Below are 15,317 nucleotides of genomic sequence, written 5' to 3' on the forward strand. Positions count from 1 at the left end.
CAAAATTATGCAAAACAAAAGTGAGGTAGACATGGATTAACAGAAATTTTAACACTTTTATAAATAATTAAAAGACCTTTCGCTTTTTTACAAAATAAGACCAAACAATAGACTCAGTTTTGTAATAACCAGAGCGTTTAGGTCTTTGTTTTCGTTGTTTTATTAGTCGTGGTAAATTGCTATAAAATGAGAAATGTGCTTTTAATATGGCAAAGAAAAATGTAGGTTTTAACTGAAATAGATAACGTAAACCAGCAATGCCATCTAAGACCATTTTAAATAGAACCCTAAATAGTACATGCTTATCGGTATGTTTTACTAGTGTATATAGGCTATTTCTAAAATTGAGGTATGTTTTTTTAGCATTGGTATTACTTAATGTGGCTCCACCAACATGAAATACGGTAGAGTCGCTCACATATTTAGTGGTATAATTAGAATTGAAGGCATTCCAGCACAAATCAATTTCTTCCATATGTGCAAAATAAGTTTCATCAAAGCCATTAAGACTTTTAAAAACCTCATTTCTTATAAAAAAACAAGCGCCTGAAGCCCAAAATATAGTTGTAGAATTGTTGTATTGCCCATGGTCTTTCTCAATAGTATCGAAAATACGCCCTCTGCAATAGGGGTAACCATACTTGTCTATAAATCCTCCGGCAGCACCAGCATATTCAAAATACGATTTATTGTTATAATCTAAAATTTTAGGTTGTATAATTGCTGTATTAGCTTCATGGTTAAAAGTAAAAACAATTGGTTGAAGCCAATTTTTAGTAACTTCAATATCGCTATTGAGTAAACAGAGTAGCGGCTCTTTAACGTGTTTTAGAGCGTCATTATAGCCTTTGGCGTATCCTCCATTTTCGGTGTTGCAAATAAGTTTTACTGTAGGATAATGTTGCGAAATATACTCCACAGAATTATCCGTTGAGGCGTTATCAGCGACATAAATTACCGCATCATCCGAAAATTTAATGACAGAAGGTAAAAACTTTTTAAGTAAAGCTTTTCCATTCCAGTTTAAAATAACAATCGCTAAGTCTTTGGTTTGCAGCATTTACTCTTGGTTATAATTAGGAATGTCTTTTAAGAACGATAACCGTTCGGCCTTCATATCAATTTCACAATAATAATGATTTAAACCATTAGTAACCATTAAATACGAAGCATTTAATGCCATATTATAACGTGCAATTTGATCGAAAGTTGTTTGGTCTATTGCTATAGTATCAGATTTACACTCCACGATTAAGTGAATACTACCATCAGGATTAAAAACAACAATATCGTAGCGTTTTTTTAAGCCATTTATAATCAGTTCTTTTTCAACATTTATTAATGATTTTGGGTAATTTTTTACCGATATCAGATAGTGTACACAGTGTTGTCTCACCCATTCTTCAGGTTGAAGAATGATGAATTTTTTCCGAATAACATCAAAAATAGAAACTTTATTTTCTGTACTTTTGAATCGGTATTCAAACTTAGGAAAGTTGAGTTCTTGAAACACTGAGAATCGTTAATTTTTTTCAAAGTTAAAGGAGAATACCACAAAACACAATTTTCGATTATCAAAATTCAAATTATTTAATAGGAGCTTTTTGAAATTTGGAATTTTTTCCGATATCAAAAAGTAATTGACATTAAACGCATATTTTGGACGACGTAAAACAACTAGTAGGCGCAATACAGAAAGGAGATATAAAGCCCATTTATTTTTTAATGGGTGAGGAAGCTTATTATATAGATAAGATTTCAGATTATATTGAAGAGCATGTTTTGGATGATAGCGAAAAAGGCTTTAACCAAATGGTACTTTATGGTCGTGATATTACAATAGATGATATTGTGAGCAATGCCAAACGATACCCAATGATGGCAGAACGCCAAGTGGTTATTGTAAAGGAAGCTCAAGATTTGAGCAGAACAATAGAGCAGTTGGCTAAATATGCTGCAAATCCGCAACCGTCTACAGTATTAGTGCTAAATTATAAGTACAAAAAGATTGATAAAAGAAAGGCGTTATATAAAGCTATTAATAAAAATGGTGGTATTGTTTTTGAAAGCAAAAAAATGTACGAAAACCAAGTTGCTGACTGGATTAGACGTGTTTTAGCAGGACAAAATTATAATATTTCACCAAAAGCCGCCCAGATGTTAGTTGAGTTTCTCGGTACAGATCTCGGTAAGATTGATAATGAACTAAATAAGCTGAAAATTGTATTACCTGAAGGGACACAAATAACACCAGAACATATAGAAGAAAATATAGGGATCAGTAAAGATTTCAATAATTTTGAATTAAGAAAAGCTGTAGGTGAACGAAATGTTTTAAAAGCGCATCAAATTGCAAAATACTTTGCAGAAAATCCTAAGGATAATCCAATCGTGGTATCCGTGGCCTTACTTTTTAAATTCTTTTCAGATTTATTACATCTTCATGGCATGTCTGATAAAAACCCCAGAAGTGTCGCTTCTGCATTAAGAGTAAATCCCTATTTTGTAAACGAATATATTGCTGCTGCAAGACAGTATCCTATGAAAAAAGTAAGTTATATTATTGGCTTATTGCGCGAAACTGATGTACAAAGTAAAGGTGTAGGCGCTAAATCGGTACCTCAGGGAGATTTACTTAAAGAGTTGTTGGTTAAAATTTTAGGGTAACAACTAGTAACTTTCTATAATTTTAAATATTTTATGGCGAGTTGGTTTAATTTCAATTTTAGATAACCAGAAACTTTAGGTTCGTAGTATTTTGTAAGATAATAGGAGAAACTGAGCATAAAGATTATCGTAGAAATAACCACGAAATACTTATTTGAATCATTACCAAAGTGATTGAATATAATATAGCCAATTTTCTGATGAATTAAATACAGTGGGTAAGTCAGCATACCTATTGTAACAAATTTTGAAGAATTTAAACGCTTCAATTTATTGCAAGCGACGAGTATCATAAGCAAATAAAATACGATGATGATTCCACTGGATATTTCTGGTGAAAATTCAAGATTAAAATGTCTTGCTTTTCTTGCGGTTTCTATTATAGTATGATTTACGGATACTATTACTGAGATTAATAGGAGTAAGCCATACTTTAGGTTTAAGTGACTCTTATAAATTTGATAGAATATAATACCGGCTATAAAATAAGAGCTCCAGTCTAAAATAAACACAGATTTCGCTAGTCTAAAAATATAATAATCATAGAAAAAAAGATATAAAACGGACATTGTTAGCCAGGTATAAATTAAATAATCGAGTTTTATTTCCTTTAATTTATTTAAGACTAAATATGTGCCAATTATAAAAATATAGAACTTCATTTCTATAAATAAAGTCCAGTATACACCATCAATACTTTCGATACCAATGTAATTTTGAAACATGGTAAGGTTGTAAAGAAATTGACTTATTTCTGCTGTAAATCTTGGTGCTCCAAATAATAGAATTACTATAAAAGTAATTAGCACGCTAGTCCAATACATAGGATATAACCTTGAAATTCTTGAAATCACAAATTTTACAATAGATCTATCTTTAATTGAAAGTGAAATAACAAACCCACTTATTATGAAAAAGATATTGATGCCTAAAAATCCATATTTAAAATAGTCAGTGAGTGCACTAAAACTTAAGTCAGATAAATGGTCTGCCGTAAAACCTCTAAATAAATAATGATAAAGCATTACCACAAGGGCAGCTATAAATCTAAATAAGTCTAACTGATAGATTCGTTTAATTACGTTTTGCGACACGCTTTTATTCTTAATTGTTCAATTTTATTTAAGCTAGTAATAAAAATTAAAGCCTTACTGAATTGAATAAGGCTTAATTTTATAAAAAATGCAAAAATATTAAGAAAGTGATTTTAAAGCTTCAATAATATCATCTGGTTCAGAGCGAGTTCTGTAATCGACATTGACATAATTCCATATTACAACACCATCTTTACTTAATATAAATGTGGCAGGAATTGGCAATATATTTTTATTACCATTGTTTATGTTTTCTAAATCGAGTTTACGATCTACTCGCATATGTTCCATTAAAAAATCCGGGACTTCCCAAGCCACACCATATGCTGATGCCACTTTTGCATCTTGATCTGATAAAACGATAAAATCCATTTTACTAATTTCATTTTCCGTCATTGAGCCATCTGGAACTTCTGGACTAATAGCAATTAAGTTGGCTCCCAAAGCTTTAATCTCATCTAATTTAGCTTGTAAAGCTCTTAATTGTAAGTTGCAATATGGGCACCAACTACCACGGTAAAAAGTAACAACTACTGGACCTTTATGTAAAAGAGTTGATAATGAAATTATATCTCCGTTTGCATCCGGAAGATTAAAATCTGGAGCGTTTTCTCCAATTTTAATGGCCTTTTCCCCTGGTTTAAAAGCTTTGGCTTTAAGGATTATGTCATCGACCCCTTGCATAAATTCGGGTTTTGCTTTTCGGCCTTGTGCGATTTTAGCGTCAGTTTGTTCTTTTAATGTTTTCATTAATATCTAGGACTAATAATATTAGGTTTTTGCTAAGTGTATTATACTGAAATAGGTTGACTCTTTTTTAGTTAAAATTTCCCGTTCTTAAATCGTTAGTTCAGGTAAATTTACTTTATTTTTTCGATACGACTTGTATTTGATATTAGTATTTAAATGTACTTCTGCTGGTTTTGTTAATTCCAAGCTAAAATGGGTTCTTAAATTGTTATAAATATAGACTGCTTGCTCCGTCATTTTTTGAGCTATTTCTGTATTTTTAATCGTTTGTTTTAATCCATATTCATATTTCAACGTTCTATTAATTCGTTCTGCTACAGCATTTTCATAAGGGTCGTATTGTTTAGTCATACTCATTATGATATTGTTGTCTTCAGCAACAGTTGTATACTTAGGATTGCAGTATTGAAAACCTCTGTCCGAATGATGAATAAGCTTTTGATTGGGGTATTTTCTGTTTTTAATGGCCATAGCGAGTGCATCGGTGCAAAGTGATGTTCTCATATGGTTATTTAGTTTGTAGCCCATAATCTTTTTAGAATAAGCATCTGTAACAATAGCTAAATAATTATGACCGTATTGTGTTTTAATGTAAGTTATATCGCTAACCCAAAGTTGTTCAGGACTAGTAGGGACGTGGTCTTTTACCAGGTTCTTATATTTTTTGTACATATGGTTTGAGTTTGTCGTTGTGATGTAATTTTTAGTTTTAGGAATCAAATGATTATTAAGTCTGAGGAAGCGATAGAACTTGTCTCTGCCCATCTTAATATTAGCCTTATTAAAATCTGCTTTAAGTTCTGCATGTAGCTTAATCCGACCAGTTTTAGAGCTTACTTTTTTTCGGTAGTCCTTAACTATTTTGGTTAGTTTTTGATGGTCTACTTCTTGTTTTTATTGGGTTTTGAGTCTTTTGTAAAAGGCTTGTTTAGATATCCCACTTGAGTGAAGCAGATGCACGAACACTTATATAAATAATAGAAATATTGTGAGTAAAACATCCATAGAGCCATTTTCTTTTATACGCTGTTTTTTCTTTAGCTCTATCTCTTTTGCTAATGTTTTATTCGTTTTGATTATATTAAATAAATAGGTACTCATGCATATGCTTCGCTCAAGTGGACAATGACTTTTTTGACATATCGACGCCAGTAATAAGTTCCATATCCGCGATAATGTCCTGTTGAAAGTCTTTTTGAAACTCAAGTTCTTCAATCTTTTCCTTTAATCTTTTAATTTACTCATTATTTTCTATTTCAAAGGTATTCGTGATGTGCTTCGCAGTTCATCGTTTTTACTCATACCTGTATTTTCTTAACCAATAGGAAATAGTTGTTCTGGGAACGTCGTATTTTTTAGAAGCTTGGTTGTTGGGTAGCTGACAATTTAAGATTTGGTCAACGACTAAAAGTTTGGTTTCTAAAGTGGCTTTTTGGTAGCTTTTTTTTCGCCAGTGTTCATTTTGTGTTTTCATAAGTGACTATAATTAAAGGTTTAATTTTTAGTCAACGTATTTCAGGAAAGTACAATTAAATTTCCCTCCGTTTCCACTTCCAGTTAAAAAGTCGACTATTACGCTCAAAACTGAAATCAGCCAATCAGTCCGTTCAGAGTTCAATTCCGCACTTTTTATTTCAGTGTATGAGTAAGTTCCGTTATTTTTCGGTTCGGAAGCATCAATGACATTAAATTCATCCGTATTCAAGATAAATTTTAATTCAGGTTTATTTCTCAATTCAACAGTTTCTGTCATTCAGCGTTCTGATTTTTTAACTTACACACAACGTGTTTGTGTATGGTTAGTTGCGTGGTTAAGCAACTAAGTTAGCAAACTTTTACGAACCTGTGAATATTCCGCAGGAATATTCGCAAGTAGGGAAGAACCTAGCAATTAATTATACACGGTGTTGGCAACTGGCTTTTATTTTTTTCGTTCTATTTTTATTGGGTTTTGGCGAGTATCAAAAACATCATTTATTTCAATTCTGTTCTCGTCCTTGTTAATCCAATAAATGACTTTATAGTTTTTATAGACAAGATATCTAAAACCTTGACTTCTATTTTTTAGAAGCTCTTCGGCTTGTCCAATTTTCGGTTGCCTTTGTAATTTTAAAGTTTCGTTATAAATACCGTTAACTAGTTTTTTTGCTATTCGAATTCCTGCTTTTTCCCGATGGTATTGATAAATTTTTTCTAATTCTTTTTGAGAAAAATCAGTCCAAAATAATTTTAATTCCATTTATCCATCTTGGCTTTTAATTCGCTAGATTCTATTAATCGACCATTTCTTGAATCTTCCATAGATTTGTCAATTCGAGAATTAAATTCCTCAATTGTCATTGGTTTAAAATCACCATTATCAATATTCTTGTTTTCTTTTCTAAGGATTTTTTCAAGTCGTGAAATAACATCTTCACTTTGAATCTTTAAAAACTCTTGAATAAGTTCCAGTTTTCTTGTTTGTAAATCCATTTTATTAGCTTTTTATCAAAGATACAAAATTATCAATTTAAACTTCTAATTTTCTTGATTTCACGAATTTTACAGCTTGTTGCCAACGGTTTAGTATATGGTTTGTTGCGTGATCAAGTTACTAAGTTAGTAAATAAAAATCGAATAGAAAGTCCGCGAGGACTTTCGTAAGCAGGCTAGAACCTAGCAATAAATTATATACATTGTTACCCAACGTTTTTTTATTCAGATTTAGTTATTCAATATTTTTATAAACAAAAAAAGCAACTCATTGAGTTGCTTTTTTTGTTTATGTGGTTTAACTTAAATTAAATCTTCTTCTCCGAATTTGATTAATGTTTTCATATTATAATAGTTTTTATTATTTGCTCTAATTTAAAGCAATATATGTACTTTATTTAAGAACAACAAAGTTATTAACAATAATTTATTTTATTCCAAAAGTTATGCCAAATCCTTGATATGGCAAAATTAAACCTTTTTTATGAATTCTGCTAATAGTTCTTTCGTGGTCAATATGTTTTCTTTCAAATTTATTCACTAGTCCAATATTGAAGAAAGATACCATCATATTTTTAGGGTATGTAATACTTACATCCATTTCTTTAGTTATAGAATTTACTCTCAATAATTTATAGTTGTCTTCATTTATGCAATATTCACGCCTTTCTTTTGTTTCTACAAGAAATTTTTTCTTATTCGGTACAACAATAGAAAATTTCATTTTCTTTTCAAACTCATCTTCTGTGATTTCAGGTTTAGTTTTGTCAAGAACATTTTCTCCATCAATTTTATAATATAAACGTTCATTAACTAGATTTTCTAACCCAGGAATTTTATCTATTGTAAAAACGCTTTCAAGTTTAGCTTCATTCTCTCCTTTTTCTAGAACAACTTCAAAACTATAAGTTTGAGTAAATTTAATTATGTTGTCTTTTGTTAACTCATCAATTTTCAAAGTATATCTAAAGTCTTGATAATAATATTTATGCTTAATAGGCAAATAAGAGTTTAAAATTATTTCATCTAATTCATCACTTATTTCTGGAAATTTTTTATCGTAAACGCTTTTTGATACTTTTTTCCATAATTTAGGAAGGTCATTCCTGTTTTCTATAAACTTTGTTCCTAAAACAATCTTTTCTATTTCTTTTTTAAAAATCCCAGTAAATTGCAATGACTTAAGGACTGAGGCGAAAACACCTGAAGAAAGAACAGATAATCCTATTTTTTCTAATATATCTTGAATATACTCGTTAAAAACAGTCCAAGATGAAGCATACAAAATAAGCATACCAATTATTAATAATATCCAAAATAGATTTCTGTAAACTTTATCTTTAAAACTTTCCTTTTTTTTGCTCATTTATATTTTTTCAAATTCTAACTAACATCAAATTTACTATAATTTTTTACACAAATTTTTATTTGTTTGTTTAAAAAGTTAATTGTTTTCTCATTTTAGGAATGTTGGGTAACGTTGTTGTATAAGGAAAGTTGCGGTTTTGTCAGCGAGGAATTTCCGAAGGAAATTCAGAAGTTGATAAAAATGCAACTACCTTTAGTTAAGCACTAATTTAGCAATTTTTTTTATACGGTGTTGTAAGCCGTTTTTTATTCAGTTTATGATTTGAAATTTCTCCAAATTTCGTGTAATTCATCAACTTCTTTTTCAGTCATATATTTATTAAAAAGTCTACAGTTTGTAAAATAAGCCATACATTCTCCAAACTTCAAATAATGACTTTTTGGAATTACTTTTTTCGCTAAACACTTTTTTAATATTCCTATTCGTTTATTTTCGTCTTCGGCAATTATTTTTTCGATTTTCTCAATTTCAGTTTTCGAAAACTTATCGTTAATAGACTTGATTTTTTTTAGTTCGTTCCAATATTTTCTTGCTTCAATTCCTTGTTCAACGTTACGAAACCTATTTTTGTCTAAAGCGAATTTCAATGGCTCTTTTCGTTTAATATTTAATTTTTCGTTTAGAATTTCAGTCCAAAATTTTTCAGTTTCCAAACTTATAGTTTCATTCCAGTAAATCAAAAGTTCTTTTTCCAATGATTTAATTTGATACGAATTTAATTTCCCAATTTTAGATTCGTCAGATAAACAGTCTTTAGTGAATTTCGATAGTTCAAGAAAATAGGGTTTTGTTTCGTTGTCAATTTCAGTTGATTTACGAACAATTCTTTCGTGGATTTCAACTGTTTTTAAAATCTTTTCAATGTTTTCGATTTTGGTCAATTCGTTCCGGTTTTTCTCAAATGGCTTACAACGGTTCTGTATATGTGTATTATACTGAAATAGGTTGACTCTTTTTGGTTACAATTTTGTGTTCTTAAATCGTGAGTTCAGGTAAATTTACATTATTTTTTCGATAGGACTTGTATTTGATATTTGGATTTGAATGTACTTCGGCTGGTTTCCTCAAATCCAGACTAAAATGTGTTCTCAGATTATTGTAAATATAAACAGCTTGTTGGGTTAATTTTTGAGCTAGTTCTGTGCTTTTAATGGTTTGTTTTAGACCATATTCATATTTAAGTGTTCTATTGATCCTCTCTGCTACTGCGTTTTCATACGGGTCGTATTGCTCAGTCATACTCATTACAATACCATTTTCTTCAGCGAACTTCGTATACTTAGGATTACAGTATTGAAAGCCTCTATCGGAATGATGAATGAGTTTTTGATTGGGATATTTTCTATTTTTAATAGCCATAGCAAGAGCCTTACTACAAAGTGAAGTTCTCATATGGTTCTCCAGGTTATAGCCCATGATTTGCTTAGAATAGGCATCTGTGACTAGTGCTAGGTAGTTATGGCCGTATTGTGTTTTAATGTAAGTAATATCGCTCACCCAGAGTTGTTCTGGTCGGTTAGGGACGTGGTTTTTGATCAGGTTTTTATATTTTTTATACATATGGTTTGAGTTGGTGGTCGTGATGTAATTTTTAGTTTTTGGAACCAAAAGATTGTTTAGCCTAAGAAACCGATAGAATTTGTCTCTACCTATCTTAATATCAGCGTCTATAAAGTTTTGTTTTAGTTCACTATATAACTTGGTTCCACCAGTTTTAGAGCCTACTTTTTTACGGTAGTCTTTCACCATTTTGATCATTTTTTGATGATCTATTTCTTTTTTCTTTTGGGCTTTGAGTCTTTTGTAAAAGGCTTGTTTGCTGATCCCAAAACATCCATAGAGCCATTTTCTTTTATAATTGCCTTTTTCTTTCGCTCTATCTCTTTTGCTAATGTTTCGGGTAATGACTTTTTTGACATATCAACTCCTGTAGTAAGTTCCATATCAGCGATAATGTCTTGTTGAAAGTCTTTCTGAAACTCTAATTCTTCAATTTTTTCCCTTAACTTTTTTATCTCATCGTTTTTACTCATACCAGTATTTTGTTGCACTAAGGTACTGTATTTTCTTAACCAATAGGAAATTGTTGTTCTGGGAACATCGTATTTTTTGGAAGCTTGATTGTTGGAAATGTGTCCAGTTAGGATTTTGTCAACGACTAAAAGTTTAGTCTCTAGTGTTGCTTTTTGATAGTTTTTTTTTCGCCAGTGTTCATTTTGTGTTTTCATAAGTGACTGTAATTAAATGATTAATTTTTAGTCAACCTATTTCAGGAAAGTGCATTGGTCAACTTGCGTACAACGTGTTTGTGTATGATTAGTTGCGTGGTTCAGCAACTAATTTAGCAAACTTTTACGAACCCGTGAAAATTCCGCAGGAATTTTCGCAAGTAGTGAAGAACAAAGCAATTAATTATACACGGTGTTCTACGCAGTTTTTATTCAGTTCGTTATAATATTTATTCCTATTCGCATTGTCTGGAAGTCCAGCAACTTGCCCATCTCCTAATTCCATTATTATCCAACCTCCATTTTTCTTTTTCGCAACGTCCATTGTAAAGAAATTGCTTTCTATGTTCTCTGTAATATTTTGGAAGAAATCAATATCAGTTTTTTCAGAATCATAATTTCCCTCGTCCCAATAATTGAAAATTTGAACAACTTTCTTATTTAAGAAAATAATTCTAAATTCTTTAGTTAATGGCATTTTGCTTTTAGAGTGTTCAGTTAGAAACTCTAATTCTATAAACTCTCGGAAAACAATTCCCTCGTTCAAATAATCTCCTCGTAATTCAATAAATCGATTGACTATTTCCAAAACTTTAATTTTGTCAGATGCGTTTGGAATAAAACAAGCGTCATTCCAATTATGCTTTTCCGATTTCACATAATCTTTCACAATAATCGGCTTATCTCCAAATTCACTTGATAACTCTAAAATACTGTTTTTGGAAATGTCTTTAGTCCAATTGGATTTTGGTGTTTCTTTAATTATTTTGTCATAGGATTCTGGTAAGTAATGGCAATGTTTGTATTCTGTTGGATTGTTAATCAACTGAATATTCTTTTTTAGAAGTCCATTGTAAAACTGTTCATAAATTTTCGGTGTCATCATCCAACCTCGATAAATCCCTAATTCAATTTTTTCGCAAGTTTTAATGAATTTCAGTGCATTATTTATATTTCCATCTTCTATTTCCTCAAAGCTGAATATTTCAGTTTCAAATCCGTTTTCTTTCGCAGAATTAAATTCAGATTCATAGTCAGGTTCGACTATTTTATTATCAATTACGCTGTCGTTAAATATGATTTTCATTGGTCTGGCAAATTGCGTAGAACGGTTTTGTGTATGGTTAGTTGCGTGGTTAAGCAACTAAGTTAGCAAACTTTCACGAACCTGTGAAAATTCCGCAGGAATTTTCGCAAGTAGAGAAGAACAAAGCAATTAATTATACACGGTGTTGTAAGTAGTTTTTTTTAATTAATATTATTCCGATTATCAATCCAATAATTCCAATTAAAATCAAAAGTTCTGTTTTAAAATTTGATATTGTCTTTTGAAAGTCAGACTTTCCAATCAGTTGTTTTATTTCCGAGTTTTTAGGTAATGAAATTTGATTAAAGAAAAAATTAGAATCTTTAATGTCAGATTCGTTTTTAGAGATGCAATTAAACAAGAACAGGTTATTGTTTAAGAGATAAACTTCAGATTCATATAATCGGTTTCCATTGCTGTCAGTTAAAGTCACTTTTTGTCCTTTAAATCCGTTATTCTCAATATCTTGTTTTTTTACAACTGTATTTGGATAGTTTTTTGAAACGTTCGGCATAGCCTCATCGTAAATGCTTTTCAAGTCAGCGATTGAATTCGGAAGACTTGAGTCAGAAATCAGTATTTTATTTCCGCTATATACGATTCCATTTTTTTCCGCTGACAGTTCGTACATTTTTATTCCATCTTGTTCAGAATCGAATAAACTTGCGTTTTCGGCTGGTAATTTAAATCTTATGAGAGAATCTAATTCAAAATCGAACCATTGTTCATTTTGAGAATATGATTGAAATGAAATCAGGATTAAAATCCAATAAATATTTTTCAAATTCGAGGTTTTTTTAAATTACTTACAACGTGTTTGTGTAAGATTAGTTGCGTGTTTAAGTAACTAATTTAGCAAATAAAAACCGAATAGAATATTCCGCAGGAATATTCGTAAGTAGGCTAGAACTAGCAATTAATTTTACACGTTGTTGTAAGCAGTTTTTATTCCGCTATTGTTATTTTATAAATGCTATTCTTTCAAAATTATTATGACTGTGATTGAATTTCAGAGCTTTAAATTCGGAATCATAATAAAAGCTATGAGTTCTTTCATTTGAGCAATATCTTTTGTCAATCCAAAGCGGTTTTAGATTCAGTTCTGAATTTGCTTTTATATTATTTTCACAATATTCGAAATATACTTCTTGCAAGCTAAAACTTATTAAACATTCCTCAATTCCAAAATTTAATTTTTTGTAATCAGTAAAGTCACTTTCCGTATATAACCAATGTTCGTTTGAATAAATTTTATCACTCTTTCTATTTACAGCTATATTCCAATTTCCAGAATTTTCTGCAATGAAATTGGTCAATTCTAATTCCGTTGAATTTTGACTTATTTCAAAATGGTCTTGATTGTTGTTTTTTTCAATTAATGCACCAAAATTCTTGACATAATTAAGTAAAATACTATTCGATTTAGAGATTAAATTCTCGTTCTCTAATCGAATAAATGGCAATCTCCACTCGTTGAAAAATAAGTTATGTAATTCGTTCAGGTTCTTTATCACGATATTTTTGTCAAATTGCTTACAACGTGTATGTGTATGATTAGTTGCGTGGTTAAGCACGTAATTTAGCAAATAAAAACCGAATAGAATATTCCGCAGGAATATTCGTAAGTAGGCTAGAACCAAGCAATTAATTATACACGTGGTTATAAACAGGTTTTTAATTCGGTTAAATTCTTAATCCAATAGCCGTATTCTTGCATTGGTTCTAATGTCATTCTGCAATTTGTCAATTCAGTTATTTGATAAATATTTTGTTCTCCAATTTCCTCAATTGCAAATATTAAAAAGAAATTACCTTTTAGTTCTTCAATGGACCAATATCCATTCGTATCAATTCGACTTTCCAAAAAGCGTTGGTCATTTTTATCTCCAGCCATTGTAGAATAAAAGTGTAGTTCATTTCGAAATTTTAAACTTAAATCCTCATTTATTTCTTGAAACTCGTTTTTGGTAAGAAATTGTACAATATCATTTTTATCAACTTCTAATTTGTGCTTTAAATTCAAAGGTCTAAAGACGTGAATCATATTCCGTTCAAAATCTATTTCAATCGAGTCTTTTCCGAAAACCTTAAAGTCAATATTGAGAGAGTCAGCACTAAATAATATTTTTGACTTGGTATAATCAATTTTGACCTGTAACATAGAATCAGCTGTTATTTTTCCCATAGCTTGTTTGTCAAAATCTATAATTATTCCTTCATCTCTCGAAGTAGTGAGTTTTCCTTCTTCGATAATTCGATTATTATATGACATCCAAATTCCGTCAACTTCTTGGGCTTTGCAAGAAGTTAATCCAATAACTATAAATATTAATTGTAGTACTTTCTTCAACTTGTTTATAACGTGTTTGTGTATGATTAGTTGCGTGGTTCAGCAACTAATTTAGCAAACTTTTACGAACCCGTGAAAATTCCGCAGGAATTTTCGCAAGTAGGGAAGAACAAAGCAATTAATTATACACGGTGTTACCAAACGTTTTTTTGTCTTTTGTGTTTCCATCGATTATTTCATCAATGACTTCTTTTTTCCATACGATTCCAAGTTGAGCATCCAATTCCGTTTTTCCAATGACACGACCAGAATAAATTCCAACGAATCCTTGAATTCTCCCAAGTATAAAGTCAGGTTTATTTTGTTTGTTGGTAAATTTATGAATACCAGTTCTTCTAAAAATAACAGGTGAACCTGACATTCCAGGACGACTTGCTGTATCAATAAACATTTTAGGTAAACCTTCAAAGTCGATATCAGGTTCAGTAGCTATACTGCCTTTTTTCCATATTGGAAATTGTCCACCACCTTTAATTTTGTATGGAAATCCTAAAATAAAAACATCGTCCGATATTTCTAACTTAAAATCATCGAATTTCACATTGTTTATTGGCTGAAAAATTCCTTCGAAACTTTCGTCGATTTCAATTTCAATAGCGACAACATCTACCAATTCTTTATGTTTGGGATGCACATACCAATCGGCATTTTCATTTTCGTCATATAAATTGAAAGTGAAATTTTTCCATTTTATGTAAGGCTTTTTCTGTGTTTGTAAAGTCAAAACTATTACATCTGGAATTCCACCATTATTTCCTAAATGCTCTTTGGTAATCGGATTTAATCCAGTTACATTGTGCCAGTTTGTAACTAAATACAATTTTTTATTCCGCTCGTAAATGAAACCAGTTCCAGAAGCTAAATTCTGTCGTTTTTCATTAAAGTACATAGTTATCGGAATACTTGTATATGATAGATTGTCTATATCTATTTTTTTCGGTGTCTAGCTCAAATGTTTGGTAACGGTTGGTATATGAAACGTAGCGTGCAAAAAGACACGGAACTTTCGGTTTATACCCAAGCCGAATTTTTAAATTTTCTTTTTATCTTAATTTCTCAAAAAGCCAAATTTAAAAATTTGGCGACTTTGCAAAAACACACGAACCTCTCGGAAGCCTGTAATAGCTATGTTTTATATACGTCTTAAGTTTACAATTCATTAAATTTAAGGATAAATTAGAAAGAACAAAAGAGAGGAGTAAGGATAATATATACGCAGAAGCTTTAGACTTCGTCAACATTGAAAATCCCCTCTCTTTTCTACACAGATTTCGTACAGTTCTATGAGGCTTTTAGACCT

The 15,317-nt window shown here is 30.6% G+C and carries 19 protein-coding genes; 1 reads left to right on the plus strand and 18 read right to left on the minus strand.

Features of this window, described 5'->3' with window-relative positions; genetic code table 11:
• Positions 1 to 67: 67 nt before the first annotated feature.
• Together C8N41_RS12615 and C8N41_RS12620 are read right to left on the minus strand one after the other, a co-directional pair.
• Entirely contained in the window at positions 68 to 1,060 is a 993-nt protein-coding gene (locus C8N41_RS12615) for a glycosyltransferase family 2 protein (RefSeq protein ID WP_115839502.1), read from the minus strand.
• A complete protein-coding gene (locus tag C8N41_RS12620) occupies positions 1,061 to 1,513 on the minus strand; it encodes a type I restriction enzyme HsdR N-terminal domain-containing protein (protein ID WP_115839503.1) in 453 nt (150 codons plus the stop codon).
• A gap of 146 nt (positions 1,514 to 1,659) precedes the next feature.
• On the opposite strand from C8N41_RS12620, the gene holA reads away from it, so the two are divergent.
• A complete protein-coding gene (gene holA / locus C8N41_RS12625; RefSeq protein WP_092447512.1) occupies positions 1,660 to 2,667 on the plus strand; it encodes a DNA polymerase III subunit delta in 1,008 nt (335 codons plus the stop codon).
• A gap of 14 nt (positions 2,668 to 2,681) precedes the next feature.
• On the opposite strand, the gene C8N41_RS12630 is transcribed toward holA, so the two are convergent.
• The 16 genes from C8N41_RS12630 to C8N41_RS12705 form a co-directional block, all read right to left on the minus strand.
• On the minus strand, positions 2,682 to 3,761 hold the full coding sequence (locus C8N41_RS12630; protein WP_147298962.1) for an acyltransferase family protein: 1,080 nt from the start codon (positions 3,759 to 3,761) through the stop codon (positions 2,682 to 2,684).
• Between the two features lie 99 nt (positions 3,762 to 3,860).
• Positions 3,861 to 4,511 (minus strand): peroxiredoxin-like family protein, encoded by a 651-nt coding sequence (locus C8N41_RS12635; protein WP_115839504.1) that lies wholly within the window; start codon positions 4,509 to 4,511, stop codon positions 3,861 to 3,863.
• A gap of 87 nt (positions 4,512 to 4,598) precedes the next feature.
• The gene (locus C8N41_RS12640) at positions 4,599 to 5,372 is read right to left on the minus strand and encodes an IS3 family transposase (RefSeq protein WP_115839505.1); all 774 of its coding nucleotides are present in this window, start codon (positions 5,370 to 5,372) and stop codon (positions 4,599 to 4,601) included.
• A gap of 433 nt (positions 5,373 to 5,805) precedes the next feature.
• Positions 5,806 to 5,985, minus strand: coding sequence for a helix-turn-helix domain-containing protein (locus C8N41_RS17170; protein WP_249033272.1), 180 nt, complete (start codon positions 5,983 to 5,985; stop codon positions 5,806 to 5,808).
• Positions 5,986 to 6,012: 27 nt separating this feature from the next.
• Entirely contained in the window at positions 6,013 to 6,264 is a 252-nt protein-coding gene (locus C8N41_RS12650) for a hypothetical protein (RefSeq protein ID WP_211318200.1), read from the minus strand.
• Between the two features lie 168 nt (positions 6,265 to 6,432).
• Positions 6,433 to 6,750: a type II toxin-antitoxin system RelE/ParE family toxin gene (locus C8N41_RS12655; RefSeq protein WP_115839506.1), complete on the minus strand. Its 318-nt coding sequence runs from the start codon at positions 6,748 to 6,750 to the stop codon at positions 6,433 to 6,435.
• Positions 6,741 to 6,983 carry a hypothetical protein gene (locus tag C8N41_RS12660; protein ID WP_115839507.1) on the minus strand — a complete coding sequence of 81 codons (243 nt, stop codon included), beginning with the start codon at positions 6,981 to 6,983 and terminating at the stop codon, positions 6,741 to 6,743. Before C8N41_RS12660 ends, C8N41_RS12655 begins: the two co-directional genes overlap by 10 nt.
• Positions 6,984 to 7,410: 427 nt before the next feature.
• Positions 7,411 to 8,349 carry a hypothetical protein gene (locus C8N41_RS12665; protein ID WP_115839508.1) on the minus strand — a complete coding sequence of 313 codons (939 nt, stop codon included), beginning with the start codon at positions 8,347 to 8,349 and terminating at the stop codon, positions 7,411 to 7,413.
• Positions 8,350 to 8,606: 257 nt separating this feature from the next.
• On the minus strand, positions 8,607 to 9,233 hold the full coding sequence (locus C8N41_RS12670; RefSeq protein ID WP_115839509.1) for a hypothetical protein: 627 nt from the start codon (positions 9,231 to 9,233) through the stop codon (positions 8,607 to 8,609).
• Between the two features lie 94 nt (positions 9,234 to 9,327).
• Positions 9,328 to 10,176 (minus strand): IS3 family transposase, encoded by an 849-nt coding sequence (locus C8N41_RS12675; protein ID WP_249033278.1) that lies wholly within the window; start codon positions 10,174 to 10,176, stop codon positions 9,328 to 9,330.
• Positions 10,122 to 10,580, minus strand: coding sequence for a helix-turn-helix domain-containing protein (locus C8N41_RS12680; RefSeq protein WP_249033273.1), 459 nt, complete (start codon positions 10,578 to 10,580; stop codon positions 10,122 to 10,124). The genes C8N41_RS12675 and C8N41_RS12680 overlap by 55 nt, the downstream gene beginning before the upstream one ends.
• A 184-nt stretch (positions 10,581 to 10,764) precedes the next feature.
• Positions 10,765 to 11,667, minus strand: a complete 903-nt coding sequence (locus C8N41_RS12685) for an ATP-grasp domain-containing protein (RefSeq protein ID WP_115839511.1) — start codon at positions 11,665 to 11,667, stop codon at positions 10,765 to 10,767.
• Between the two features lie 133 nt (positions 11,668 to 11,800).
• The gene (locus C8N41_RS12690) at positions 11,801 to 12,451 is read right to left on the minus strand and encodes a hypothetical protein (protein WP_115839512.1); all 651 of its coding nucleotides are present in this window, start codon (positions 12,449 to 12,451) and stop codon (positions 11,801 to 11,803) included.
• 175 nt (positions 12,452 to 12,626) lie between these two features.
• Positions 12,627 to 13,181, minus strand: coding sequence for a hypothetical protein (locus tag C8N41_RS12695; protein WP_147298963.1), 555 nt, complete (start codon positions 13,179 to 13,181; stop codon positions 12,627 to 12,629).
• 146 nt (positions 13,182 to 13,327) lie between these two features.
• On the minus strand, positions 13,328 to 14,017 hold the full coding sequence (locus C8N41_RS12700) for a hypothetical protein (protein WP_115839514.1): 690 nt from the start codon (positions 14,015 to 14,017) through the stop codon (positions 13,328 to 13,330).
• Positions 14,018 to 14,135: 118 nt separating this feature from the next.
• On the minus strand, positions 14,136 to 14,906 hold the full coding sequence (locus C8N41_RS12705; protein ID WP_115839515.1) for a S1 family peptidase: 771 nt from the start codon (positions 14,904 to 14,906) through the stop codon (positions 14,136 to 14,138).
• Positions 14,907 to 15,317 lie beyond the last annotated feature (411 nt).

The organism is Winogradskyella sediminis (genome assembly GCF_003387355.1).
GTDB classification, from domain to species: domain Bacteria; phylum Bacteroidota; class Bacteroidia; order Flavobacteriales; family Flavobacteriaceae; genus Winogradskyella; species Winogradskyella sediminis.

Bases quoted from the DNA above. Each gene is read 5' to 3' on its own strand.
- C8N41_RS12655 (WP_115839506.1), bottom strand. From the start codon at position 6,750: ATGGAATTAAAATTATTTTGGACTGATTTTTCTCAAAAAGAATTAGAA.
- C8N41_RS12680 (WP_249033273.1), bottom strand. From the start codon at position 10,580: ATGAAAACACAAAATGAACACTGGCGAAAAAAAAACTATCAAAAAGCA.
- C8N41_RS12635 (WP_115839504.1), bottom strand. From the start codon at position 4,511: ATGAAAACATTAAAAGAACAAACTGACGCTAAAATCGCACAAGGCCGA.
- C8N41_RS12615 (WP_115839502.1), bottom strand. From the start codon at position 1,060: ATGCTGCAAACCAAAGACTTAGCGATTGTTATTTTAAACTGGAATGGA.
- C8N41_RS12650 (WP_211318200.1), bottom strand. From the start codon at position 6,264: ATGACAGAAACTGTTGAATTGAGAAATAAACCTGAATTAAAATTTATC.
- C8N41_RS12660 (WP_115839507.1), bottom strand. From the start codon at position 6,983: ATGGATTTACAAACAAGAAAACTGGAACTTATTCAAGAGTTTTTAAAG.
- C8N41_RS12685 (WP_115839511.1), bottom strand. From the start codon at position 11,667: ATGAAAATCATATTTAACGACAGCGTAATTGATAATAAAATAGTCGAA.
- C8N41_RS12665 (WP_115839508.1), bottom strand. From the start codon at position 8,349: ATGAGCAAAAAAAAGGAAAGTTTTAAAGATAAAGTTTACAGAAATCTA.
- C8N41_RS12705 (WP_115839515.1), bottom strand. From the start codon at position 14,906: ATGTACTTTAATGAAAAACGACAGAATTTAGCTTCTGGAACTGGTTTC.
- C8N41_RS17170 (WP_249033272.1), bottom strand. From the start codon at position 5,985: ATGAAAACACAAAATGAACACTGGCGAAAAAAAAGCTACCAAAAAGCC.